Source organism: Geodermatophilus sp. URMC 63 (assembly GCF_053502565.1).
On sequence record NZ_CP199956.1, the window covers coordinates 4,296,423 to 4,320,317 of the forward strand.

24 protein-coding genes are annotated in these 23,895 nt (G+C 74.7%); 16 read left to right on the forward strand and 8 right to left on the reverse strand.

Going from position 1 to position 23,895, the window contains the following annotated elements; translation table 11 throughout:
• Nucleotides 1-10: 10 nt before the first annotated feature.
• The 4 genes from ACWIZO_RS20940 to ACWIZO_RS20955 all read right to left on the reverse strand — a co-directional run bounded on the left by ACWIZO_RS20940 (nt 11) and on the right by ACWIZO_RS20955 (nt 4,319).
• Nucleotides 11-1,078 (reverse strand): transketolase family protein, encoded by a 1,068-nt coding sequence (locus tag ACWIZO_RS20940; protein WP_448639552.1) that lies wholly within the window; start codon nt 1,076-1,078, stop codon nt 11-13.
• Nucleotides 1,075-1,950, reverse strand: coding sequence for a transketolase (locus ACWIZO_RS20945; RefSeq protein ID WP_448639553.1), 876 nt, complete (start codon nt 1,948-1,950; stop codon nt 1,075-1,077). Before ACWIZO_RS20945 ends, ACWIZO_RS20940 begins: the two co-directional genes overlap by 4 nt.
• 18 nt (nt 1,951-1,968) lie before the next feature.
• Nucleotides 1,969-3,393 carry an MFS transporter gene (locus ACWIZO_RS20950; RefSeq protein WP_448639554.1) on the reverse strand — a complete coding sequence of 475 codons (1,425 nt, stop codon included), beginning with the start codon at nt 3,391-3,393 and terminating at the stop codon, nt 1,969-1,971.
• A gap of 266 nt (nt 3,394-3,659) precedes the next feature.
• The gene (locus tag ACWIZO_RS20955; protein WP_448639555.1) at nt 3,660-4,319 is read right to left on the reverse strand and encodes a GntR family transcriptional regulator; all 660 of its coding nucleotides are present in this window, start codon (nt 4,317-4,319) and stop codon (nt 3,660-3,662) included.
• A 134-nt stretch (nt 4,320-4,453) separates the two neighbouring features.
• Here ACWIZO_RS20955 and ACWIZO_RS20960 point away from each other — a divergent pair, with 134 nt between their 5' ends.
• Both ACWIZO_RS20960 and ACWIZO_RS20965 read left to right on the forward strand, forming a co-directional pair.
• The gene (locus tag ACWIZO_RS20960) at nt 4,454-4,630 is read left to right on the forward strand and encodes a hypothetical protein (protein WP_446760679.1); all 177 of its coding nucleotides are present in this window, start codon (nt 4,454-4,456) and stop codon (nt 4,628-4,630) included.
• 199 nt (nt 4,631-4,829) lie between these two features.
• Complete coding sequence (locus ACWIZO_RS20965; protein WP_448639556.1) at nt 4,830-6,002, forward strand: acyl-CoA dehydrogenase family protein; 1,173 nt, start codon at nt 4,830-4,832, stop codon at nt 6,000-6,002.
• Nucleotides 6,003-6,041: 39 nt separating this feature from the next.
• On the opposite strand, the gene ACWIZO_RS20970 is transcribed toward ACWIZO_RS20965, so the two are convergent.
• On the reverse strand, nt 6,042-6,980 hold the full coding sequence (locus ACWIZO_RS20970) for an anti-sigma factor RsbA family regulatory protein (RefSeq protein WP_448639557.1): 939 nt from the start codon (nt 6,978-6,980) through the stop codon (nt 6,042-6,044).
• Nucleotides 6,977-7,828 (reverse strand): MEDS domain-containing protein, encoded by an 852-nt coding sequence (locus tag ACWIZO_RS20975; protein WP_448639558.1) that lies wholly within the window; start codon nt 7,826-7,828, stop codon nt 6,977-6,979. Before ACWIZO_RS20975 ends, ACWIZO_RS20970 begins: the two co-directional genes overlap by 4 nt.
• A 198-nt stretch (nt 7,829-8,026) precedes the next feature.
• On the opposite strand from ACWIZO_RS20975, the gene ACWIZO_RS20980 reads away from it, so the two are divergent.
• From ACWIZO_RS20980 to ACWIZO_RS21000, 5 genes are read left to right on the forward strand one after another with little or no spacing between them, the layout of a single operon-like run.
• Entirely contained in the window at nt 8,027-8,548 is a 522-nt protein-coding gene (locus ACWIZO_RS20980; RefSeq protein WP_448639559.1) for a sigma-70 family RNA polymerase sigma factor, read from the forward strand.
• The gene (locus tag ACWIZO_RS20985) at nt 8,532-9,611 is read left to right on the forward strand and encodes a hypothetical protein (protein WP_448639560.1); all 1,080 of its coding nucleotides are present in this window, start codon (nt 8,532-8,534) and stop codon (nt 9,609-9,611) included. The genes ACWIZO_RS20980 and ACWIZO_RS20985 overlap by 17 nt, the downstream gene beginning before the upstream one ends.
• The gene (locus tag ACWIZO_RS20990) at nt 9,608-10,573 is read left to right on the forward strand and encodes an ABC transporter ATP-binding protein (protein WP_448639561.1); all 966 of its coding nucleotides are present in this window, start codon (nt 9,608-9,610) and stop codon (nt 10,571-10,573) included. Before ACWIZO_RS20985 ends, ACWIZO_RS20990 begins: the two co-directional genes overlap by 4 nt.
• A complete protein-coding gene (locus ACWIZO_RS20995; protein ID WP_448639562.1) occupies nt 10,570-11,418 on the forward strand; it encodes an ABC transporter permease in 849 nt (282 codons plus the stop codon). Before ACWIZO_RS20990 ends, ACWIZO_RS20995 begins: the two co-directional genes overlap by 4 nt.
• A gap of 59 nt (nt 11,419-11,477) precedes the next feature.
• Nucleotides 11,478-11,738, forward strand: a complete 261-nt coding sequence (locus tag ACWIZO_RS21000; RefSeq protein WP_448639563.1) for a hypothetical protein — start codon at nt 11,478-11,480, stop codon at nt 11,736-11,738.
• Between the two features lie 64 nt (nt 11,739-11,802).
• On the opposite strand, the gene ACWIZO_RS21005 is transcribed toward ACWIZO_RS21000, so the two are convergent.
• Both ACWIZO_RS21005 and ACWIZO_RS21010 read right to left on the reverse strand, forming a co-directional pair.
• On the reverse strand, nt 11,803-12,084 hold the full coding sequence (locus ACWIZO_RS21005; protein WP_448639564.1) for a hypothetical protein: 282 nt from the start codon (nt 12,082-12,084) through the stop codon (nt 11,803-11,805).
• A 145-nt stretch (nt 12,085-12,229) separates the two neighbouring features.
• Nucleotides 12,230-12,955 (reverse strand): GntR family transcriptional regulator, encoded by a 726-nt coding sequence (locus ACWIZO_RS21010; protein WP_448639565.1) that lies wholly within the window; start codon nt 12,953-12,955, stop codon nt 12,230-12,232.
• Between the two features lie 225 nt (nt 12,956-13,180).
• Between ACWIZO_RS21010 and iolC the strand changes: the two genes are divergently transcribed.
• From iolC to ACWIZO_RS21055, 9 genes are all read left to right on the forward strand, one after another.
• Nucleotides 13,181-14,143, forward strand: a complete 963-nt coding sequence (iolC, locus tag ACWIZO_RS21015) for a 5-dehydro-2-deoxygluconokinase (RefSeq protein ID WP_448639566.1) — start codon at nt 13,181-13,183, stop codon at nt 14,141-14,143.
• Complete coding sequence (locus tag ACWIZO_RS21020; protein WP_448639567.1) at nt 14,136-15,059, forward strand: class I fructose-bisphosphate aldolase; 924 nt, start codon at nt 14,136-14,138, stop codon at nt 15,057-15,059. Before iolC ends, ACWIZO_RS21020 begins: the two co-directional genes overlap by 8 nt.
• 88 nt (nt 15,060-15,147) lie before the next feature.
• A complete protein-coding gene (gene iolB / locus ACWIZO_RS21025; RefSeq protein WP_448639568.1) occupies nt 15,148-16,059 on the forward strand; it encodes a 5-deoxy-glucuronate isomerase in 912 nt (303 codons plus the stop codon).
• The gene (iolD, locus tag ACWIZO_RS21030) at nt 16,056-18,002 is read left to right on the forward strand and encodes a 3D-(3,5/4)-trihydroxycyclohexane-1,2-dione acylhydrolase (decyclizing) (protein ID WP_448639569.1); all 1,947 of its coding nucleotides are present in this window, start codon (nt 16,056-16,058) and stop codon (nt 18,000-18,002) included. The genes iolB and iolD overlap by 4 nt, the downstream gene beginning before the upstream one ends.
• Before the next feature lie 31 nt (nt 18,003-18,033).
• Complete coding sequence (locus tag ACWIZO_RS21035) at nt 18,034-18,996, forward strand: sugar phosphate isomerase/epimerase family protein (RefSeq protein ID WP_448639570.1); 963 nt, start codon at nt 18,034-18,036, stop codon at nt 18,994-18,996.
• Entirely contained in the window at nt 18,993-20,078 is a 1,086-nt protein-coding gene (locus ACWIZO_RS21040; RefSeq protein WP_448639571.1) for a Gfo/Idh/MocA family protein, read from the forward strand. The genes ACWIZO_RS21035 and ACWIZO_RS21040 overlap by 4 nt, the downstream gene beginning before the upstream one ends.
• Nucleotides 20,075-21,022: a sugar phosphate isomerase/epimerase family protein gene (locus ACWIZO_RS21045; protein ID WP_448639572.1), complete on the forward strand. Its 948-nt coding sequence runs from the start codon at nt 20,075-20,077 to the stop codon at nt 21,020-21,022. The genes ACWIZO_RS21040 and ACWIZO_RS21045 overlap by 4 nt, the downstream gene beginning before the upstream one ends.
• Before the next feature lie 9 nt (nt 21,023-21,031).
• The gene (locus ACWIZO_RS21050; RefSeq protein WP_448639573.1) at nt 21,032-22,525 is read left to right on the forward strand and encodes a CoA-acylating methylmalonate-semialdehyde dehydrogenase; all 1,494 of its coding nucleotides are present in this window, start codon (nt 21,032-21,034) and stop codon (nt 22,523-22,525) included.
• A 199-nt stretch (nt 22,526-22,724) separates the two neighbouring features.
• Nucleotides 22,725-23,579 carry a mycofactocin-coupled SDR family oxidoreductase gene (locus ACWIZO_RS21055; protein ID WP_448639574.1) on the forward strand — a complete coding sequence of 285 codons (855 nt, stop codon included), beginning with the start codon at nt 22,725-22,727 and terminating at the stop codon, nt 23,577-23,579.
• Nucleotides 23,580-23,895: the final 316 nt, after the last annotated feature.

The following is a 23,895-nucleotide window of genomic DNA, read 5'->3' on the forward strand; positions in this document are numbered from 1 at the left end:
GGGGTGGGGGTCAGGCGGTGGCGGGGGCGGGGTCGACGGCGAGCGCATCGGACGGGTCGGCGGCCGGGCGCTGCCCGGTGGCGCCGCCGAGCTCGGCGCGGACCCGGGCGACGACGGCGTCGGTGGACAGGCCGTAGCGGTCGTGCAAGGTGGGCAGCGCACCGGCGGCGAGGAACTCGTCGGGCAGCGCGATCGGCACCACGCGGGTGCCGGCCCCGGCGAAGGCGAGCGTCGAGGCGACGGACTCGGCGAGCCCGCCGACCACGGTGTGGTTCTCCAGCGTGACCACGAGCCGGTCGGTGCGGGCGGCCCGCAGCACCGCCTCGGTGTCCAGCGGCTTGATCGTCGGCACGTGCAGCACGGCGACGTCGACGTGGTCGGCCTCGAGCCGGGCCGCGGCCTGCAGCGCCCGCATGGTCATCAGCCCGGTGGAGATGAGGACGACGTCCCGCCCGGTGCGCAGCTCGGCGGCCTTCCCGAGCTCGAAGCGGTAGTCGTACTCGTCGAGCACCGTGGGCACCGCGCCGCGCAGCAGCCGCAGGTAGGTGGGGCCGGGTGCGTCGGCCAGCGCCGGCACGGCCTGCTCGATGTCGACGGAGTCGCAGGGGTCGACGATGCTGAGGTTCGGGCAGCCGCGGAGGATCGCGAGGTCCTCGGTGGCCTGGTGGCTGGGCCCGTAGCCGGTGGTGAGGCCGGGCAGGGCGCCGACGACGTTGACGTTGAGGTTCGGCTCGGCGATGTCCAGGCAGAGGAAGTCGTAGGCCCGCCGGGTGGCGAACACCGAGTAGGTGGAGGCGAAGGGCACCAGCCCGACCTCCGCCATCCCGGCCGCCGTCCCGAGCAGCGACTGCTCGGCCATGCCCATCTGGAAGAAGCGGTCCGGGTGGGCGTCGCGGAAGACGTGCATGTCGGTGTACTTGGCGAGGTCGGCCGACAGCCCGACGATCTCGGGCCGCTCCTCGGCCAGCCGGTCGAGGGCGTGGCCGAACGGTGCGCTGGTCGTGCGCTGACCGGGGTCGGCGAACGAGGCGATCATCGCCGAGGTGGTGAGCTTCTTGCGGGGGGCCGTGCCGGTCATCGGGTCAGTCCTTCCTGCAGCTGGTCGCGGGCGATCTGCCACTCGTGCTCCTCCACCCGCATGAAGTGGGCCTTCTCGCGGTTCTCCAGCAGCGGCACGCCGCGGCCGATCCGGGTGTCGCAGATGACGACCGAGGGCGAGCCGCGGTGCTCGCGCACCTCGTCGAAGGCGTCGACGAGTGCGGCGACGTCGTTGCCGTCGACGCGGACGGCGTGCCAGCCGAAGGCGCGCCACTTGTCGGTCACCGGCTCGGTGCGCAGCACGCCGGCGGTGGGGCCGTCGGCCTGCAGCGCGTTGACGTCGACGATCGCGGTGACGTTCTCCAGTCCGTGGTGGGCGCAGGCCATCGCGGCCTCCCAGGTCGAGCCCTCGTCCAGCTCGCCGTCGGAGAGCAGGTCGACCACCCGCGCCCCGTTGCCCTGGTGGCGCAGCCCGAGGGCCATCCCGGTGGCCACGGCGAGCCCGTGGCCGAGCGAGCCGCCGGAGATCTCCACGCCCGGGGTGTAGGAGGCCATGGCCGACATCGGCAGGCGCGAGTCGTCGGAGCCGTAGGTCTCCAGTTCCTCGGCCGGGAGGGTGCCGGCCTCGGCCAGCGCGGCGTAGAGGGCGATGGCGTAGTGGCCGATGGAGAGCAGGAAGCGGTCCCGGTCGCGCCAGTGCGGGTCCTCCGGGCGGTACCGCAGCTGATCGGTGTAGACGACGGCGAGGACGTCGGCCACGCCCAGCGCCTGGCCGATGTAGCCCTGCCCCTGCACCTCCCCCATGTCGAGGGCGTTGCGGCGGATCCGGTACGCGGCCTGGCGGATCCGCTCGATCCGCTCGGCGCGGTCGTCGGTGCGGGGTGCCACCTGGGGTGTGCTCAGCGAGGTCATGAGGTGCTCCTCCTCGGGTCAGTCGGTCGTCGAGTCGGCCGTCGGCCGGCGCTCGGACGTCGCGGGACGGGGGGTGGGGACGGCGGACGGCGTCCGGAGGCTGCGCTCCAGGGCGGCGACCTCCTCGCGCTCGGCCGGCCCCCAGGTCTCGCGGGTCAGCAGCGCGGCGACCAGACCCAGCAGGCCGTAGCCGCTGAACAGCAGCGCCGGGCCGATCCAGCCGTACCCGGCGTAGAGCGCGGTGGTGATCAGCGGGGTGAAGCCGGAGACGACGGCCGAGAGCTGGTAGGCCAGCGAGGCGCCCGTGGTGCGGGTCTTGGTGGCGAAGAGCTCGGAGAACCAGGCGCCCTGCACCCCGGCCAGCATGTTCTGCAGGACGGCGTAGCTGACGACGAACGCGACGACGATCGCCACCGCGGCGCCGGTGTTGACCACCAGGAACAGCGGGATGCCCCACAGCAGGTGCAGGCCGGTGCCCAGGAGGTAGACCGGGCGCCGCCCGATCCGGTCGGTGAGCGCGCCCCAGCAGGTGGTGGCGACGATGCCGATCCCGGCGGCGATCATCGTCGCGGTGAGGGTGACCGGCCGGTCGGCCAGCCCCTCGGTGGCGATGTAGGACAGCATGAACGTGACCGACACCGCGTAGCCGGCGGTCTCGGTGATCCGCAGGCAGAAGGCCCGCAGGATGTTGCGCCAGTCGTCGCGGAGCACCTCGAGGAGCGGGTTCTCGGAGATCTCGCCCTCCTCCTTGAGCTCCTCGAACTCCGGGGACTCCTCGACCTTGAGCCGGATGACGATGCCCACGACGATCAGGACGGCGCTGAGCAGGAACGGCACCCGCCACGCCCAGGAGCCGCCCAGCGGGACGCTGGCGAGGAAGGCGAGGTTGGCCAGCAGCAGCCCGACCGGGAAGCCGGCCTGGGTGATGCCGGTGTAGAGGCCCTTCTTCCGCCAGGGGGCGTGCTCGAAGCACATGAGGATCGCGCCGCCCCACTCGGCACCGAACGCCAGGCCCTGCACGACCCGCACGACCACCAGCAGGATCCCGGCCCAGATGCCGACCTGCTCGTAGGTCGGCAGGGCGCCGATGAGGACCGTCGCGATGCCCATGAGCAGCAGGGAGCCGACGAGGACCGGCTTGCGGCCGATCCGGTCGCCGAGGTAGCCGCCGATGATCCCGCCGAGCGGGCGCACCGCGAAGCCGATGCCCAGCGTGGCGAAGGACAGCAGCGTGCCCGACAGCGGGTCCTCGGCGGGGAAGAAGGCGGTGTTGAAGTACAGCGCGGCCGCGATGCCGAAGCCGATGAAGTCGTAGGTCTCGATCGTCGCCCCGACGGAGCAGCCGACGGCGACCTTCTTCTTCGTCGGTGTGCCCTCGATCGGGTGCCAGCTGGCGACGTCCTCGAGATGTGGATCGCGGACGGGTGGATGCCGCTCGGTCACGGTGACCTCCAATGGCCGGGTGTGCGTCGGATCCCCGTTGAGCGTCAACTGTTGACAGTCAACTGGCGACTAGAGTGGGTGGTGCGGGTCACGGTGTCAAGGGTCACCTCCCGGGAGCTGCGTCCGCGCAGGTGAGGGCGGCGGCCAGGAGGGGGGCGACTCCTGCAGGGGTCGCCGCGATCAGCGGGAGGAGGCGCGGAGGACGGTCGGCCCCGTCCCGGGTCCCGCCGCGAGCTCGCGAGCGGTGGGGAGCAGGGGGTCCTTGCTCAGGAGGAGGAGGAGGCCCGGGCGAAGTGGTCCGCGGCACCGGCCATGTGCTCGTCGACGACCTGCACGGCGGCCTCGACGTCCCCGCGCTCGATGGCCTCGACGATCGGGACGTGCCGGTCGCGGCTCATCATCGGCGCCTGCAGGGCCGCGCCGTTGAGGATGGCCACGCGCATCCGGCCCTCGAGCCGCTGCCAGGCCTCGACCAGCATGGAGTTGCCCGACAGCTGGCAGAGCAGCAGGTGGAAGGCGAGGTCCGCCGCCATCCGCGCGGCGGGCTCGTCTGAGTCGCAGAGCCGTTCCACGGCCGCCCGCAGCGCCTCCGCGGCCGACGCCCGCCGGGGCGAGGCGATGACCTCGCGGACCGCCAGCCCCTCGAGCGCGGCGCGGACCCGGAACAGCTCGTGGACCTCGGCGGGGGTCAGGCTGTTGACCCGCAGCATGCCGCGGGTCCCGGCGGTGACCAGCCCCTCCTGCTGCAGGTGCCGCAGCGCCTCGCGCACCGTGCCCCGGCTGACACCCAGCGAGCCGGCCAGCTCGACCTCGCCGAGGTGGTCCCCCGGCCGGTACCGGCCCGAGAGGATGGCCGACCGCAGCGCCTCGAGCGAGCGCTCGCGCAGCGTGCTGCGGTCCAGACTCGACAACGGCTCGGCGCTCACGACACCTCCAGGCTCGACCGCAGCATAACTGTCGACTGTCGACCATCCCGGTCCCCGATCCGGCGGGTCCCGTCCGCGGTGGGAGGGAGCTGGTACGGAGGGCCGCGCGCCACCCGCCGTGCCAGGCTCCGGACATGGCCTTCGACCTCCACCGAGCCGACGGCGAAGTCATCCGCTTCGACGACGCCGCCCGGTTCAGCTTCACCGCCACCGGCCACCTCGTGATCTACGACGCGAGGGGCAACAAGACCCTCTTCAGCCACCACAGCTGGAACTGGATCGAGGAGCCGGTCCCCCCGCCCCGGACGTGAGCGCGCCGGCGCGGGTGCGGCTCCGGCCCGCGGACCGCCGCCGGTGGACGACGTCCCGTTCCCCGCCGAGCGGGCGCCGTCCCCGTGCGGGAGCGCGTGGCCGGTCGTCCCGACCCCCGGCGGCGCGGGCACGTCCGCACGGCCGGCGGACCCCGCGCCCGACCGATCCCCCGAGCGCCCCACGACCCCAGGAGGCCCCGTGCCCGACACCGCGACCACCGGCACCGACCTCGACGACCTGCGCGCCCGCACCCGCGCGCTGTGTGCCGGGTTCCCCGACGCCTACTGGCGCGAGACCGACCGCGACCGCCGCTACCCGCGGGAGTTCGTCGACACCCTCACCGCGGCCGGCCTGCTGTCGGTCCTCGTCCCCACCGAGTACGGCGGCGCGGGGCTGGGCGTGACCGCGGCGTCGGTGGTCATGGAGGAGATCAACCGCTCCGGCGGGCACTCCGCCGCCTGTCACGCGCAGATGTACACGATGGGCGCCCTGCTGCGGCACGGCAGTCAGGCGCTCAAGGACACCTACCTGCCGCCGATCGCCTCGGGCGAGCTGCGGCTGCAGGCCTTCTCGATCACCGAGTCCGCCGCCGGCTCCGACACCACCGCCATCGAGACCACCGCCACCCGCGACGGCGACGACTTCCTCATCAGCGGGCACAAGAACTGGACCAGCCGCATCGCGGAGTCCGACCTGGCCCTCGTGCTGGCCCGCACCAGCGAGAAGGCCGCCGACCGGATCCGCGGGCTCACCCTGTTCCTCCTCGACCTGCGGCAGGTGCGCGCCGAGCAGCCCGGGACCCTCGAGGTCTCCCCGGTGCGCACGATGTTCAACTACGCGACCAACCAGGTCACCTACCGGGGCGTGCGGGTGCCGGCCGACCACGTCGTCGGCCAGGTCGACGCCGGCTTCCGGTACGTCATCGACGGCTGGAACGCCGAGCGGATCCTGCTGGCGGCCGAGGCGATCGGCGACGGCTACTGGTTCGTCGAGCGGGCGGTCGCCTACGCCACCGGGCGGGAGGTCTTCGGCCGCCCGATCGGCGCCAACCAGGGGGTGCAGTTCCCCATCGCCGACGCCTACATGGAGGTCCGCGCCGCCGACCTGATGCGCTACGAGGCCGCCCGGCTCTTCGACGCCGGCGAGCCCTGCGGCGCCGAGGCCAACATGGCCAAGCACCTGGCCTCCGAGGCCAGCTGGGCGGCGGCCAACACCGCGCTGGACACCCACGGGGGCAACGGCTTCGTCGACGAGTACGACGTCGAGCGCAAGTTCCGCGAGACCCGCCTCTACCAGGTCGCGCCCGTGGCGAACAACATGGTCAAGGCCTTCGTCGCGACCAAGGTGCTGGGACTCCCCCGGTCCTACTGAGCCCCGCCGGGTTCCGCCCGCCGGGTCAGGAGCCCCGGGTCAGCGGCCGAAGAACAGCCGGACGGCGGTGCCCGCCGGACCGGACCGCACGGCGGCGTCGTCGGCCAAGCTCCAGGCCAGCCACATCCCGTGCGGCCCCTCGGCCGTGGCGGGCGGCACGAAGCCCAGCGTCTCGTCGGGCAGGCCCGGCCCGGCGTCGCTGACCTCGATGACGAGGGTGTCCGCGTCGGTCCAGGTGGCCACCTCGGCGAAGGCCGCCACCTGCAGAGCGTTGGTGACCAGCTCGTGGCCGGCCGGGACGACGTCGCCGAGCCGGGCCCGCCGGTCGGGCGGCACCGCCGCGCTCATCGCGCGGCGCGCCTGCACCGGTGTCGTGACCACGTGGACGGCCGCGTCGGCGGGGCGCGGCGTCCACGGCGGCTGCACCTCGCGCAGGAAGCGCACCGGGTCGGCGTAGGCCGGCTGCGGTGCCGGCGCGCTCCCGTCCCAGGTGAGCGGGTGCGTGCGGGCCACGGCGGCGAGGGTCGCGGCCGGCAGCCGCTGCGCGTCGTGCAGGCACAGGCTGTAGTACGGCAGCGCGCCGTAGCAGCGGTTGGCCACCGCCTCGAAGCGGCTCCACCCCCGGCCGTCGTGGTCGTGGGCGGACCACACCGGCTCGGCGGCCAGCCGCCAGCGCGGCGCGCGGGCCCGCAGCGCGCGCAGCTCGCGGTCGTAGGCCTGCAGCGTGGCGTGCCCGCCCCGCCACCAGGTCTCCGCGGACGCGAAGGTCGTCAGCCGGCCGAGGTCGTCACCCAGCTGCTCGGCGAGCAGCGACCGGACCCGCTCGCCGGCGACCACGAGCACCGGCTCCCCGCGGCGGAGCCCCTCGTCCACGAAGGGCACCACCCGGTCGACGAGCTCGGCGTCGGCGGCGAAGACGAACCCCTCGTGGGCCAGGCCCGTGCCGTTCCAGTCCCCCGTCGGGCGCACCGTCCTCACGCCCCCTCGGCCTCCAGGCCGAAGAGGTCCAGGCCGAAGAGGTCGAGGCACCGCAGGACCGCCCGCCGCGCCCCGGTCATCCGCACCCGGGTCCCCCGCGCGGCCAGCTCGCGCACCGCGCCCTCGAGCGCGCGGGCGCCGGCGACGTCGAGGAAGCGCAGGTCGGTGAGGTCGAGCACCAGCTCGCCGGGAGTGCCGCCGGCGACGTCGGTCAGCGCGGTGGCCACGTGCGCGGCCTCGGTCCGGTCGACCTCCCCGTGCAGCGCCAGGGTCGTCCCCCGCCCGGACAGGTGCGCCAGCGGCTCGCGCCCGCCCAGGTGCTGCGCCGGGTGCAGGACGGCGACCGGGCCGAGCACGTCGTGGCCCGCCGCGGCGTCGTAGAGGCACAGCGCGGTCATCGGGACCTCGTCCACGAGCACGTCGGCGAGCTGCTCGTAGGCGTGCAGCTGCCGGAGGGCGGGCCGCCCGGCGGCGGCCAGCGCGCTGATGTCCGCGGCCACCCGCAGGCCGCTGCGCCCGCCGTCGAGGGCCGCCCGCACCGTGTCGCGGTAGCGCCGAACCTGCTCGGCGGGGACCAGCTCTCCGCCGGCGGCGTAGGCGTCCTCGAGGGTGCGCAGCTGCAACTGCCCGCTGTCCAGCAGCTCGTCGCGGCCGGGCAGCCCGTCGGTCGCGGTGAGCAGGACCGGCCGGGACGCGCCGACGAGCAGCAACTGCTCGCCGAGGCGGCGTCCCTCGTCGAGGAAGGGCACCACCGCGGCCGCGAGCCCGGCCGCGTCGGGAAAGGTCCAGCAGACGTGGTCCCCCGGCAGCAGACCGGTCGGGGAGTCCAGCTCCCGTGGGACGGTCACGGGGCCGACGGTACCGGCCGGGGTCGGTGCTGTCAGGGTCCCGGACGAGCGCCGTGCGCACCGCGCGGGTGTGTGTCACATCCGCGGACGCGGCGGTGCTGTAGGGATGTGGACGTCGTCAGGCAGGTACCCGTGGCCCTGAGGACCCCCGGCGTGCGCGGGACCGCGCCGGGGCGCGCCGAGCGGAGGGACGGGGCCGTGGCAGGCAGGGACGGCGCCCCCCGGGCAGACCTCGAGCAGGTCTTCCGCGACGGCTACCCCCGGGTGGTCGCCGTCGCCGCCCGCGTGCTCGGCTCGCGCGACGAGGCGGAGGACGTCGCCCAGGAGGTGTTCCTCTCCTGGGCGCGCTCGTCGGTGCCGACCGCGGAGGCGCCGGGCTGGCTGGCGGTCGCCGCCGCCCACACCGCGCTCAACCACCTCCGCTCGGGCCGCCGCCGCGCGGCGCGGGAGGAGGCCGCCCACGCCGGGGCGGGCCGGGAGCCGCTGGCCCCCGACGTCGCCGACACCGTCGTCGTCCGCGAGGAGCGCAGCCGCGTGCGGGCCGCGCTCGCCCGGCTGCCCCGGCGGCAGGCCGTCGCGCTCGTCCTGCGCCACAGCGGCCTGAGCTACGCCGACGTGGCGGCCGCCCTCGACCTCTCCCCCGGCAGCGTCGGCACGACCGTGCGACGCGCCGAGTCCGCCCTTCGCGAGGAGTTGACCCCTGATGCGTCACCCCACTGACGGCACGCTGCGCCGCCTGCTCGACGAGCCGGCCGGCGTCCCCGACGACGACCGCGCGCACGTCGCCGGCTGCCCGGAGTGCCTGCGCGGCCTGGCCGCCGCCCGCGCGGACGCCGCGGCCGCCGGCGCGGCCCTCTCGGCGCCGCCGGCCCCCGACGTCGACCTGGCCTGGCGGCGGTTCTCCGCGACCGCCGCCGCCGACGCCCGGGGCCGGGCTCCGGCACCCGCCCGCGCCGGGCGCTGGCGCCGGGCGGTCCGCAGTCCCGTCGCCGCGGCCCTCGGCGTCGCCCTCGTCCTGGGCGGCGCCGGCGCGGCGGCCGCCGGCGACTGGCTGCAGGTCTTCCGCACCGAGGAGGTCGCGGCGGTCCCGGTCACCACCGCCGACCTGGTCGGGCTGCCCGACCTGTCCGCCTACGGCGACCTGCAGCTGGTCACCGACCCCGACGTCCGCGAGGTGCCCGACGCCGCGGCCGCGCAGGCCGCGACCGGGCTGGACGTGCCGCAGGTCGCCTCCCTCCCCGCCGGGGTGACCGGCGAGCCGGCCTACACGGTGGGCGACCAGGCGGTCGCGGAGTTCACCTTCTCCGCCGACCGGGCCGCCCAGGCGGCCGCCGCGGCCGGCGAGACGCTGCCGCCCCCGCCGGCCGGGCTCGACGGCAGCGTCTTCCAGCTGCGCGCCGGCCCGGGCGTGGCCGCGGTGTGGTCGGAGGCGCGCGGCGTGCCCGCCCTCGTCGTCGCCCGGGTGACCGCGCCCACCGCGTACTCCTCCGGGGTGCCGTTCGAGACCGCCCGCGACTACCTGCTGTCGCTGCCGGGGCTGCCGGAGGAGCTGGCGGAGCAGCTGCGGGGCTTCGCCGGCGACGGCACCACGCTGCCGCTGCCGGTCCCGGCGGAGTTCGCCACGTCGTCCACCGCGGACGTCGGCGGGCACGAGGCCACCGTCCTGGCCTCCCGCGACGGCACGATGACCGGCGTCGTCTGGGTCACCGACGGGGTGGTCACCGGGGTCGCCGGCTCGCTGGACGAGGACGAGGTCCTCGCCGTCGCCCGGGCGCTGGGGTGAGCACCGGCACCGCCGCCCCCGCCGGGGAGGAGCTGCTCGCCGGGCTGCCGCCCTCCCCGGCGGTGTGGTGCAGCGGGCTGCGCAAGCGGTACGGACGGCGGACCGCCGTCGACGGCGTCTCCTTCGCGGTGGGCCGCGGCGAGGTCCTCGGGCTGCTCGGGCCCAACGGTGCGGGCAAGACCAGCGTCATCAAGATGCTGCTCGGGCTGGTGCGCCCGGACGCCGGCGAGGTGCTGCTGCTGGGCCGGCGGGCCCGCGACCCGCGGGCCCGCGAGCGGGTCGGCTACCTGCCCGAGCTCTTCCGCTACCAGCCGTGGCTGACCGCGGCGGAGGTGCTGGCCCTGCACGTGCGGCTGGCCGGCGCCCGCGTCCCGGACGACGAGCAGCGGGCGTGCCTGGCGCTGGTCGGGCTGGCCGAGCGCGCCCGCGACCGGGTGGGCGGCTTCTCCAAGGGCATGCAGCAGCGGCTGGGGATGGCCGTGGCGCTGGTCGCCCGCCCGGAGCTCGTCGTCCTCGACGAGCCGACCAGCGCGCTGGACCCGCTGGGCCGGGCCGACGTCCGCGACGTCGTGCTGTCCCTGCGGGAGCGCGGCGTGGCCGTCCTGCTCAACTCGCACCTGATCGGCGAGGTGGAGCGGGTCTGCGACCGGGTGGTCGTCCTCGACCGCGGCCGGGTCGCCGCCTCCGGGACGCTCGCCGAGCTGCTCGGCCGGCGGGAGCTGCGGCTGCGCCTGGGTGGGCTCTCCGCCGCGGCGCAGGCCCGGCTGGCCGCGGTCGGCGCGGTCACCCGCCACGGCGAGGAGGTCACCGTCGCGCTGCCCCCCGACGACGACGGGTCGGTCGTGCCCGGCCTGGTCGCCGACCTGGTGGGCCTGGGCGTGCGGGTGCACGCGGTCGAGCCGGCGCGGATCAGCCTGGAGGAACGGCTGCTGGGCATCCTGCGCCACGAGGAGGGACCGTGACCGTCCTGACGGTCGCCGGGCTGACGCTGCGCGAGGCGGCCCGCCGCAAGGTGCTGCGCGCCCTGGGCGTGCTCACGCTGGCGCTGCTGGGACTGTCGGCCTGGGGCTTCGCCAAGCTGGCGTCGGTCGACCCCGAGTTCGGCGCGCTGACCAGCGGCGAGGCGCGGCTGGTCGCCTCCCAGCTGCTCAACCTCGTCATGTTCGGTCTGAGCCTGATCGCCGCGCTCGGGACGGCGTTCCTGGCCGGGCCCACGCTGTCGGGCGAGGTGGAGTCGGGCATGGCGCTGGCCGTGCTGGCCCGGCCGGTGCGCCGCAGCACCGTGCTGCTCGGCAAGTGGCTGGGGCTGGTGGCCTTCGGCAGCGGGTTCGTCGCCGTGGCCGGGCTGGCGCAGTTCCTCGTCGTGCAGATCACGGTCGGCTACTGGCCGCCGGACCCGGTGGTCGGGCTGCTGCTGCTCGCCGCGCAGACGACGGTGCTGATGACGCTCGCGCTGCTGCTGTCCACCGCCGTCTCCCCGATGGCCTCGGGCATCGTCGCGGTCGGGCTGTTCGGCGCGACCTGGGTGGCCGGCGTGGTCGGCAGCGTCGGTGAGGTGGTCGGCAACGACGGCGTGGCGCAGGTGGGCACGGTCTCGCGGGTGCTGCTCCCCACCGACGGGCTGTGGCGCGGCGCGATGTACGCGTTCCAGGACGCGACGGCGTTCGGCGCCCTCGGCGCCGGGTTCGAGGGCTCCCCGTTCCTCGGGGTCGCCCCGCTGAGCGCCGGCTACCTCGCCTGGGTGGCCGTGTGGCTGCTGCTGATCGGCGGGCTGGCCGCGCTGTCGTTCACCCGCCGGGACGTGTGAGCGCCGCCCCGCCGGCGGGTACCGCGAGCGGCGAGGAGGCCGACGGCGAGGAGGTGGGTGTGGCGCGAGGACGGCGGAGCGGGCTGCAGGAGGAGCTGTTGCGCCTGCTGCGCCCGCCGGTGCCCCGGCGGGCGGAGGTGCTCAGCGAGCGGGTGGCCCCAGCGCTGGCGGCGATCGGCGACCGCCTGGCCGGCCGGCCGGCCGAGGAGGTGCTCGAGGCGCTCGACGCCGCGGTCCGGGACGCCGGCGGCACGCCGGACCGCGCGGCGCTGCGGGAGTTCGCCGCCCAAGTCGAGGCCGGCGAGAACCCCTTCACCTGAGGGAGGGCCCCGTCCTCCCCACCCCTGCCAGGCTCGGGGCAGGCCCCTGGACGGGGGCCGGGCGTCAGCGGGTGCGGAAGAGGTCGCGGTGGGCCTGGCGGACGAGGGCGGCGGCGGTCTCACCGTCGGCGTCCCCGCGGCCGGCGATCAGCGCGGCGAGGTCGTCGCGGTCGCTGACGGTGGCGTAGTCGGCGAGCTCCTGCTCCACCGCGCGGCGGGCCCGCCGCGCGGCGCGGCGGCGACGGAGCCCGTCCAGGAAGGGCAGCTCGGGGGTGGTGGCGGCGAAGGCGAAGGCGGTGCCCTGCATGACGGTCTCCGTGGTGTCGGTGGGAATCTCCTCCTCCATGGTCGTCCACCGGCCTTGGCAGATGTCGCCGGAACACTGTGAGTGTCCCCACCACGGGTGAGCAGATGTGGTCGGAGCCACCGCCTCCGAGGGCCGCGGCATCCGGCAGGTCCTGTCGACACCCACCAGGTGGACCGGGTGCCGGTCAGCGGCCGACGAGCGTCGTCTCGAAGTCGTAGCGGGAGGCGCGGTAGACGTGCCGGCCGTACTCGACGGCGGCGCCCTGGTCGTCGAAGGCGGTCCGCTGCATCGTCAGCAGCGCCGAGCGCGGAGCCTCCTCCAGCAGCCGGGCCTCGTCGGCCCGGGCGAGTCGCGCCCCGATGCGCTGGTGGGCCACCCGCAGGTGCACACCCTGGGCGCGCAGGTACTGGTAGAGGCCCCGCTCGGTCATCTCGTCGACGGTGGGCCGGAAGCGCCCCGGCAGGTGGTTGGTCAGCAGCGCCAGCGGCTCGCCGCGCGAGCGCCGCAGCCGGCGCAGCACGACGATCTCGTCGCCCTCGGGCACGTCGAGCTCCTCGGCCACGTCGGCCGGCGCGGGCACCCGCTCCAGGGACAGCACCTCGGTGGTGGGCGCGTCGCCGGCCCGCGACAGGTCGTCGTAGAGGCTGGTGAGCTCCACGGAGCGCCGCACGTGCGGCTGGATGACCTGGGTCCCGACGCCCCGCTTGCGCACCAGCAGCCCCTTGTCGACCAGCTCCTGCACCGCCCGGCGCACCGTCGGGCGGGAGAGCCCGTACCGCTGGGCGAGCAGGACCTCGTTCTCCAGCCGCGAGCCGGCCGGGAGGGCGCCCCCGGTGATGGCGCCCTCGATGGCCTGGGCCAGCTGGAAGTACAGCGGCGTCGGGCTGGACCGGTCGATGTCGAACACCATCACAGGGGCCTCCTCGGCTGCGGGCGTCGCACGCGTGCGGCCGACGACCCGGCACGCCGCGGTCATGATCGCACCTGCACACGTGCTGTTGTCCTCACTCGTCCGGGGCGCTCGACGTCCCGACGTCCTGTTGCCTTTATGTCCTAACAAAGTCTTGACACAGCCGTGTGTGCCGGAGCACAGTCGCCAGGGCAGGCCGACCGACGAGCAGGGGGACGGAGCACCGTGGGAAACGCCCGGGAGATGGTCGTGATGGGCCGCAGCGGGGTGGACGTCTACCCCCTGCAGGTCGGGGTCGGCCTCGAGGACGTCGAGACGTTCGGGAAGTTCCTCGGCGGCAGCGCCGCCAACGTGGCGGTCGCCGCGGCCCGGCTCGGCCACGCCACCGCCCTGGTCACCGGCGTCGGGGACGACCCGTTCGGCCGGTTCGTGCGGCGGGCGCTGCGCGACCTCGGCGTCGACGACGGGCTCGTGGTGGTCGACCCGGCCCACCCGACGCCGGTCACCTTCTGCGAGATCTTCCCACCCGACGACTTCCCGCTGTACTTCTACCGCCGGCCCACCGCCCCGGACCTGCAGGTCCGCCCGGAGGACCTCGACGCCGCCGCGATCCGCGACGCGGAGCTGTTCTGGGCGACGGTGACCGGCCTGTCCGAGGAGCCCAGCCGATCGGCCCACCACGCCGCGTGGGAGGCCCGGGGACGGCGCCGGCACACCGTGCTGGACCTGGACTACCGGCCGGTGTTCTGGGCCTCGCGCGAGGAGGCGTCGGCGCAGGTGCGGGCGGCCCTCCCGCACGTGACCGTCGCCGTCGGCAACCGCGAGGAGTGCGAGGTCGCCGTCGGCGAGACCGAGCCCGACCGCGCCGCCGACGCGCTGCTCGACGCCGGGGTGGAGCTGGCGATCGTCAAGCAGGGGCCGCGCGGGGTCCTCGGCAAGACCCGCACCGAGCGGGTCGTCGTCCCGCCCACGCCGGTCGAGGTCGTCAACGGCCTCGGCGCCGGCGACGCGTTCGGCGGGTCCCTCGCCCACGGCCTGCTCGCCGGCCTGCCGCTGGAGCAGCTGCTGCGCAACGCCAACGCCGCCGGCGCGATCGTCGCCTCGCGGCTGGAGTGCTCGACGGCGATGCCGACCGCCGACGAGATCGCCGCCCACGTCACCGCCTCCCTGGAGGGCACCCGTGTCTGACACCGCCCTGTCCCCCGCCGACGTGCTCGGCGCGCCGCCGCTGTGCACGACCTACGCCGAGGTCACCGAGCTGCGCAGCCGCGACCCGCAGGCGATCGGCCGGGCCCTGGCCGCGCGCCGCCGGCGGCCGTCCTTCCTGCCCGAGGACGGCCGGCTGATGCTGGTCGCCGCCGACCACCCGGCCCGCGGTGCGCTGTCGGCCCAGGGGCGGCCGTCGGCGATGAACAGCCGCACCGACATGCTCGACCGGCTGCGCGCCGCGCTGGCCCGCCCTGGCGTGGACGGCCTGCTCGCCACCGCGGACGTCGCCGAGGACCTGCTGCTGCTGGGCGCGCTCGAGGACAAGGTCGTCGTGGCCTCGATGAACCGCGGCGGCCTGGCCGGTGCCAGCTTCGAGCTCGACGACCGGATGACCGGCTACGACGTCGCCGGCGTGGTCGAGGCCCGCTTCGACGCCGCCAAGATGCTCAACCGGATCGACCTCGACGACCCGGGCACGGTGCGGATGCTGGAGACCGCCGGGCGTGCGGTCACCGAGCTGGCCCGCGCCGGCGTCGTCGCGATGCTTGAGCCGTTCCTGTCCCGGCGGGTGGACGGCCGGGTCACCAACGACCTGAGCGCGGACGCGGTCATCAAGTCGGTGCACATCGCCCAGGGCCTCGGCGCCACCTCGGCCTACACCTGGCTCAAGCTTCCGGTCGTCGCGGACATGGAGCGGGTCATGGACGCCACGACCCTGCCCACGCTGCTGCTCGGCGGGGACCCCTCCCGCCGGCCCGAGGAGACCTACGCGCAGTGGCGCGACGCCCTCGCCCTGCCGGCGGTGCGCGGCCTGGTCGTCGGCCGCACACTGCTCTACCCGCCCGACGACGATGTCGCCACCGCCGTGGACACCGCGGTCTCCCTCGTGCACTGATCGAAGGACCCTCCTGCCCCCCACCGCTCGCACGCTCGCGGCGGGGCCCTGCAGGAGGGCCGCCCGCGCCTCTTCCCAGGAGCAGCTGATGACCGCGACCACCCAGTCGCAGCACCTGCCCGCCGGCAGCGCCGCCGCCGGTCCCTACGCCCTCGAGGTGACGCCCGAGTCCGCCGGCTGGGGGCACTCGAGCCTGCGCGTGCTCGAGCTGTCCGCCGGTGACCGCCACACGCTGGACACCGGCCCGGACGAGGTCGTCGTCGTCCCGCTGCAGGGCGGCCTGACCGTCGAGTGCGACGGGGAGGTGCTCACCCTCACCGGGCGCAGCAGTGTCTTCGCCGGTCCGACCGACTTCGCCTACCTCCCCCTCGAGGTCACCGCGGAGCTGTCGAGCGCCGACGGGGGGCGGTTCGCGCTGTGCGGTGCGCGCGCCCGCCGGCGGCTGCCGGTCCGCCACGGACCCGCCGCGGACGTGCCGGTGGAGCTGCGGGGCGCCGGCCGGTGCAGCCGCCAGGTGAACAACTTCGCCACCGCCGACGTCTTCGAGGCCGACGCGATCATCGCCTGCGAGGTCATCACCCCCGGCGGCAACTGGTCGTCCTACCCGCCGCACAAGCACGACGAGACCTCCGAGGTGGAGAGCGAGCTCGAGGAGATCTACTACTTCGAGGTCGCTCGCGGGCCGCAGGGCCAGCCGGGCCTGGCCTACCAGCGGGTCTACGGCACCCCCGAGCGGCCCATCGACGTGCTCGCCGAGGTGCGCGACCGCGACGTCGTCCTCATCCCCCACGGGTGGCACGGCCCGTCGATCGCCGCCCCCGGGCACGACCTCTACTACCTCAACGTCATGGCCGGCCCCGGCACTGAACGCGCCTGGCGGATCGTCGACGACCCCGACCACGCCTGGATCCGCGGCACCTGGGCCGACGAGCCGGTCGACCCCCGACTCCCCCTGCACTCCCCCGCCGGCACCGACGAGAACGGAGCCCCCCGATCGTGAGCGAGTACCCGCCCCCGGCCCGCACCGAGACGGTGCGGCTGACCGTCGCCCAGGCCGTCGTCCGGTTCCTGGCGCAGCAGTACACCGAGCGCGACGGGCAGCGGCAGCGGCTGTTCGCCGGCTGCTTCGGCATCTTCGGGCACGGCAACGTCGCCGGGCTGGGCCAGGCGCTGCTGCAGGCCGAGCTGGAGGAGCCCGGGGCGCTGCCGTACGTGCTGGGCCGCAACGAGCAGGCCGTCGTGCACACCGCCGTGGCCTACGCCCGCGCCAAGGACCGGCTGCAGACCTGGGCGGTCTCCACCAGCGTCGGCCCCGGCTCGACCAACATGCTCACCGGCGCGGCCCTGGCGACCATCAACCGGCTGCCGGTGCTGCTGCTCCCGGCCGACACCTTCGCCACCCGCTCGGCCGGCCCGCTGCTGCAGGAGCTCGAGCGGCCCGACAGCGGCGACGTGACCGTCAACGACGCCTTCCGGCCGGTGTCGCGCTACTTCGACCGGATCTGGCGGCCCGAGCAGCTGCCCGGCGCCCTGCTCGGCGCGATGCGGGTGCTCACCGACCCGGCCGAGACCGGCGCGGTCACCCTCTGCTTCCCGCAGGACGTGCAGGCCGAGGCCTTCGACTGGCCGGTCGAGCTGTTCACCGAGCGCACCTGGCACGTCGGCCGGCCGCTGCCCGAGCCGGCCGCGCTGGCCCGCGCCGTCGAGGTGATCCGCTCGGCGCGCCGGCCGCTGGTCGTCGCCGGTGGCGGGGTCATCTACTCCCAGGCCACCGAGGAGCTGGACGCCTTCGTCTCGGCCACCGGCATCCCGGTCGGGCAGACCCAGGCGGGCAAGGGCGCGCTGCCCTACGACCACCCGCAGTCGGTGGGGGCCATCGGCTCCACCGGGACGACGGCGGCCAACGCCCTGGCCCGCGAGGCCGACGTCGTCATCGGGATCGGCACCCGCTACCAGGACTTCACCACCGCCTCGCACACCGCCTTCAACGACCCCGGGGTGCGGTTCGTCAACGTCAACATCGGCTCGCTGGACGCCGTTAAGCACGCCGGAGTCGGCATCCAGGCCGACGCCCGGGAGACGCTCACCGCGCTCACCGACGCGCTGGCCGGCTGGTCGGTCGACGACGCGTACCGCACCCGCACCGCGGAGCTCGCCGCGGCGTGGGAGGCCACCGTCGAGGCGGCCTACCACCCGGAGACCCCGAGCGCCGGCGAGGGCGGCCGGCTGACCCAGAACGAGGTCATCGGCCTGGTCAACGAGGTGTCCGCCCCGCGGGACGTCGTCGTCTGCGCCGCCGGGTCGATGCCCGGCGACCTGCACAAGATGTGGCGGGTGCGCGACCGCAAGGGCTACCACGTCGAGTACGGCTACTCGACCATGGGCTACGAGATCCCCGGCGGCATCGGCATCCGGATGGCCAGCCCCGACCGCGACGTGTTCGTCATGATCGGCGACGGCTCCTACCTGATGATGCCGACCGAGCTGGTCACCGCCGTCCAGGAGGGCGTCAAGATCGTCGTCGTCCTGGTGCAGAACCACGGCTTCGCCTCGATCGGCGCGCTGTCCGAGCAGCTGGGCTCCCAGCGCTTCGGCACCCGCTACCGCTACCGCTCGGACTCCGGCCGGCTCGACGGCGACGTGCTGCCGGTCGACCTCGCCGCCAACGCCGCCAGCCTCGGCGTCGACGTCCTCGTCGCCCAGGACGGGCCGAGCCTCGAGGCCGCGCTGCGCAAGGCCAAGGCCAGCGACCGGACGACGGTCGTGCACGTCGAGACCGACCCGCTCGTCGACGCGCCGTCGAGCGAGTCGTGGTGGGACGTGCCGGTCAGCGAGGTCTCGACACTGTCGAGCACCCAGGAGGCCCGCGCCGTCTACGACCGCTGGAAGGCCGTCCAGCGGCCCGCCTACCTCGCGCCGTCCGAGGGCGGCGCGGACTCGTGATGCCCCGCCCGTCCCCCGGAGGAGAGAACACATGACCGCGCAGCACCCCGCGGCTGGCCGCGCCCGCATCCGGGTGGGGTCGGCACCCGACTCGTGGGGCGTCTGGTTCCCCGACGACCCCGAGCAGGTGCCGTGGCAGCGCTTCCTCGACGAGGTGAGCGCCTGCGGGTACGAGTGGATCGAGCTGGGCCCCTACGGCTACCTGCCCACCGACCCGTCCCGGCTGTCCGACGAGCTGGCCGCGCGGGACCTGAAGGTGTCGGCCGGCACCGTCTTCGAGCACCTGCACCGGCCCGACTCGTGGGACGCCGTGTGGGGCCAGGTCCGGGACGTCGCCGCGCTGACCAAGGCGATGGGCGGCACCCACGTCGTCGTCATCCCCGACACCTTCCGCGACCAGAAGACCGGCGCCGACGTCGAGTCCCGCGACCTCACCCCCGAGCAGTGGGAGGCCAAGACCACCGGCGTGACGCGGCTGGGCCGGGCGGTGCAGGAGGAGTACGGCCTGTCGATCGCCTTCCACCCGCACGCGGAGACCCACGTCGGCTGGCAGCGCGACATCGAGCGCTTCCTCGCCGACACCGACCCGCAGTACGTGCCGCTGTGCCTGGACACCGGGCACGTCAGCTACTACCGGGGCGACAACCTCGAGCTGATCAACAGGTACCCGGAGCGGATCGGCTACCTGCACCTCAAGCAGGTCGACCCGACGATCGTCGACGAGGTGCTGGAGAAGGACATCACCTGGCCCGACGCGGTGCGGATGGGCGCGATGACCGAGCCGCCGGGCGGCGTCCCGGCCTACCCGCCGCTGTTCGAGGCGATCGAGGCGCACGGTCTGGACGTGTTCGCGATCGTCGAGCACGACCTCTACCCCTGCGCGCCGGACGTGCCCCTCCCCATCGCCCGGCGCACGCACCGCTACATCGGCGGCTGCGGGTTCCCCTCGCTGCAGCTGGGCTCCCCGAAGACCCCCCGGGAGGACCGGGCGTGACCACCGCCGAGACCCGCGCCGGGACCCGCGCCGGGACCCTGCCCGCCCTGGCCGACGTCCCCGCGCGCGAGCTGCGGGTCGCCGTGCTGGGCGTCGGGATGATGGGCGCCGACCACGTCGCCCGCCTGCACAGCCGCGTCTCCGGCGCGCAGGTGGTCGCGGTCAGCGACGCGTTCGCCGAGAAGGCCGAGCAGGTGGCCGCCGGCGTGCCCGGCTGCCGGGTGGTCGGCGACCCGCTGGCCGCAATCACCGACGACGACGTCGACGCCGTGGTGATCGCCACGCCCGGCCAGTTCCACGAGGAGCAGGTGCTGGCCTGCATCGAGCGCGGCACGCCGGTGCTGTGCGAGAAGCCGCTGACCATGGACGCCGGGAGCTCCCTGGCGCTGGTGCGGGCCGAGGACGAGTACACCGCCCGCACCGGCCGCCGGCTGGTCCAGGTCGGCTTCATGCGCCGCTTCGACCCGGAGTACGCCGAGCTCAAGGCGCTCGTGGACGCGGGCGGCCTCGGCGAGCCGCTGGTCGTGCACTGCGCGCACCGCAACGCGTCGGTCCCGCCGCACTTCACCAGCGAGATGATGGTCAACGACTCGGTGGTGCACGAGATCGACGTCGCCCGGTTCCTGCTCGACGAGGAGATCGCCGCGGTCACCGTGCTGCGGCCGCGGGCGACCCGGCACGCCATCGCCGGCCAGTCCGACCCGCTGCTGGTGCTGCTGGAGACCACCGGCGGCCGGGTGGTCGACGTCGAGTGCTTCGTGAACACCGGCGTGGGCTACGAGGTGCGCACCGAGGTCGTCGGTGAGGACGGCAGCGCGATGATCGGCCTGGACGCCGGGCTGGTGCGCACGTCCGGCGGGCAGGCGGGGGCGAGCCGGTCGACCGGCATCGCCCCGGACTTCCGGCAGCGCTTCGGCCGGGCCTACGACATCGAGCTGCAGCGCTGGGTGGACGCCGCCCGCCGCGGCGAGGTCGACGGCCCGGGCGCGTGGGACGGCTACGCCGCCCAGGCCGTCTGCGCGGCCGGTGTCGAGGCGCTGCACAGCGGGCAGCGCACCGTCGTGCGGATGGAGGCCCGGTGAGGATCGCCCTGGACCCGCAGATGCTGCGGACCACCCCCCTGCTCGAGCTGCCCGACGTGGTGGCCGGCATGGGCTACGAGTGGATCGAGCTCTCGCCCCGCGAGGACTTCGTCCCGTTCTTCAAGCACCCGCGGGTGGACACCGCCACCGTGCGGGCGTTCAAGTCGCGGCTGGCCGACGCCGGCGTCGGCGTCACCTCGCTGCTGCCGGTCATGCGCTGGTCGGGCCCGGGCGAGGTGGAGCGGCAGGCCGCCGTCCGCTACTGGAAGCGGGCCATCGAGATCTGCGTCGAGCTCGGCGTGGACACGATGAACTCGGAGTTCAACGGCCGGCCGGAGGCGCCCGAGCTCGCCGAGGCGATGTTCTGGCGGTCGATGGAGGAGCTGCTGCCGCTCTTCGAGCGGGAGGGCGTCAAGCTGGCTCTCGAGCCGCACCCGGACGACTTCATCGAGCTCGGCCTGCCGGCGCTGGACATGATCCGCGGCATCGACTCGCCGTGCGTCTCCTTCCTGTACTGCATGCCGCACACGTTCCACCAGGGCGACGACGCGCCGGGCATCATCGCGAACGCCGGCGAGCTGCTCACCCACGTGCACGTGGCCGACTCGATGGACCACCGGGCCTCCGACGGGCTGCGCTACATCACCAATCCGCCGGGCAACACCACCCGCGTGCACCAGCACATGGAGCTCGGCCGCGGCGACGTCGACGCCGACGAGGCCTTCGCCGCCCTGGCCGGGATCGGCTTCGACGGCGTCCTCACCACCTGCGTCTTCGGCTGGGACGACCAGGCCCGCGAGTCCGGCACCCGGATGCTCGCCGCCATCCGCGACCTGGTCGACAAGCACTTCGCCGGCCAGGCGCCCGGCGGTGGCGCGCCGTCGGGCGCTCCCCACCGCAGCAACCTCCCGCAGACCCCGCTCCCCGACGACACCGCTCCCTGAGAGGCCACCATGCCCACCTCCATCCCCCACTGGATCGACGGCGCACGGCGCGAGGGCGCCAGCGGCCGCACCGGAGACGTGACCGACTCCGCGACCGGCGAGGTCATCGGCGAGGTCGCGCTCGCGTCCACCGAGGAGGTCGACGCCGGGGTCGCCGCCGCCTCGGCCGCCTTCCCGGCCTGGCGTGACACGTCCCTGGCCAAGCGCACCGCGGTGCTCTTCCGCTTCCGGGAGCTGCTCAACGCCCGCAAGCCCGAGCTGGCCGCGATCATCACCGCCGAGCACGGCAAGGTCCTCGACGACGCCCTGGGCGAGGTCTCCCGCGGCCAGGAGGTCGTGGAGTACGCCTGTGGCGTGCCCTCGCTGGTGCGTGGCGGGTTCACCGAGAACGCCTCGACCAACGTCGACGTGCACTCGGTGCGCCAGCCGCTCGGGCCGGTCGCGATCATCAGCCCGTTCAACTTCCCGGCGATGGTGCCGATGTGGTTCTTCCCCATCGCCATCGCCACCGGCAACACCGTCGTCCTCAAGCCCAGCGAGCAGGACCCGTCGGCGGCGCTGTGGATCGCCGAGCTGTGGAAGGAGGCCGGGCTGCCCGACGGCGTCTTCAACGTCGTCCAGGGCGACAAGGTCGCCGTCGACCGGCTGCTCGAGCACCCCGACATCCAGTCGGTGTCCTTCGTCGGGTCCACGGCGATCGCCCAGTACGTGTACGAGACCGGCACCCGGCACGGCAAGCGGGTGCAGGCCCTGGGCGGGGCGAAGAACCACATGGTCGTGCTGCCCGACGCCGACCTGGACCTGGCCGCCGACGCCGCGGTCAACTCCGGGTTCGGCTCGGCCGGTGAGCGCTGCATGGCGATCAGCGCCGTGCTCGCCGTCGGCGGGGTCGGCGACGACCTCGTGGCCCGCATCGCCGAGCGCACCAACACCCTGCGCACCGGCGACGGCCGCCAGGGCTGCGACATGGGCCCGCTGATCAGCAAGCGGCACCGCGACCGGGTGGAGTCCTACGTGGCCGCCGGTGAGGAGGAGGGCGCCAAGCTCGTCGTCGACGGCCGCGAGGTGCAGCCCGAGGGCGGCGAGAACGGGTTCTGGCTCGGCCCGACCCTGGTCGACCACGTCGAGCCGTCGATGAGCGTCTACAAGGACGAGATCTTCGGGCCGGTGCTCTCGGTGCTGCGGGTGGACACCTACGAGCACGCCGTCGAGCTGATCAACCGCAACGAGTACGGCAACGGCACCGCGATCTTCACCAACGACGGCGGCGCCGCCCGGCGCTTCCAGCACGAGGTGCAGGTCGGGATGATCGGCATCAACGTGCCGATCCCGGTGCCGATGGCCTACTACTCCTTCGGCGGGTGGAAGAACAGCCTCTTCGGCGACTCGCACGCCCACGGCGCCGAGGGCGTGCACTTCTTCACCCGCGGCAAGGTCATCACCAGCCGCTGGCTGGACCCCAGCCACGGCGGCCTCAACCTCGGCTTCCCGCAGAACGCCTGACAAAGGACCCCGTCCTCCTCACCGTTCGCACGCTCACGGTGAGCCTCGGGACGGGGCCGTAGGACCGGCCGGCGCCGGTGGGGCTCGTCCCCACCGGCGCCGGCCGTCCCCGTCCGACCGACTTCCAGACGTGCGACCCGCACGCGCCACCAGGACACGCGCCACCAGGACACGCGCCACCAGGAGAGGACACAGCGCCATGACCGGACCGAGGTTCGACCCCGATCGCTTCGCGGGGAGGGTCGCCCTCATCAGCGGCGCCGGTCGCGGGCAGGGGCGGCAGTTCGCCATCGACCTCGCCAAGGAGGGAGCCGACGTCATCGGCTTCGACATCTGCGAGGACATCCCGGGCGCCAGCACCGCGATGGCCACGAAGGCCGACCTGGAGGAGACCCGCGCCGCGGTCGAGAGCACCGGACGCCGCATGGTGGCCGAGCAGGCCGACGTCCGCGACTACGCGGCGGTCGAGGCCGTCGTGGCCCGGGGGCTCGCCGAGTTCGGCCGGATCGACGTCGTCGTCGCCAACGCCGGGATCTGCTGCGGCGCCGGGCCGTTCTGGGAGATCGACCTGCAGGACTGGAAGAACACCGTCGACACCGACCTGACCGGCGCCTGGCACACCGTCCGCGCGGCCACCCCGGCCCTGATCCAGGGCGGGCGCGGCGGGGCCATCGTCATGGTCGCCTCCGCCGGGGCGACCAAGGGCTTCCAGAACATCACCCACTACGTGGCGGCCAAGACCGCGCTGGTGGGCATGCTCAAGCCGATGGCCGCCGAGCTCGGGCCGCACTTCATCCGGGTCAACGCGTTGTCGCCGACGAACGTCAACACGGCCATCTACATGACCGACACCAACAAGCGGCTGTTCCTGCCCGACAACCCCGCCCCCACGGACGAGGAGTACGAGATCGCGTCGCGGCCGCAGCACGTGATCCCCATCGGGTGGATGGAGACGCGGGACACCTCGGCCGCCCTGCGCTGGCTGGTCTCCGACGAGGCGCGCTACGTCACCGGGCTCGAGCTGCGGGTCGACGCGGGCGTCGTCCTGCGCTGAGCCACCCACCGGAACTCCTCCGGAGCGCCGTCGTGCTCTGCCCACCAGTGTGGGCAGAGCACGACGGCGTTCGGGAGGTCCCCCACGGGCGGCCGGCGGACGGCACCGCTCCCGCTCGGCGGGTGTCGCCGACGCGTGCGGCACGCACCCCGCGATGACCGCCGTCGGACCGGCGCGGTGCCGAGGTCCGCGCCCGTGCGGCGGTGCCGCGCACCGGGCCCCAGCGGCCACAGCCGGCCCGGCACCGCCCCGCCGGCCACCGGGACACCGCCGCCGGACCGGGTGCGCACCGCAGCCACCGGCGGGTCGCCGGGCA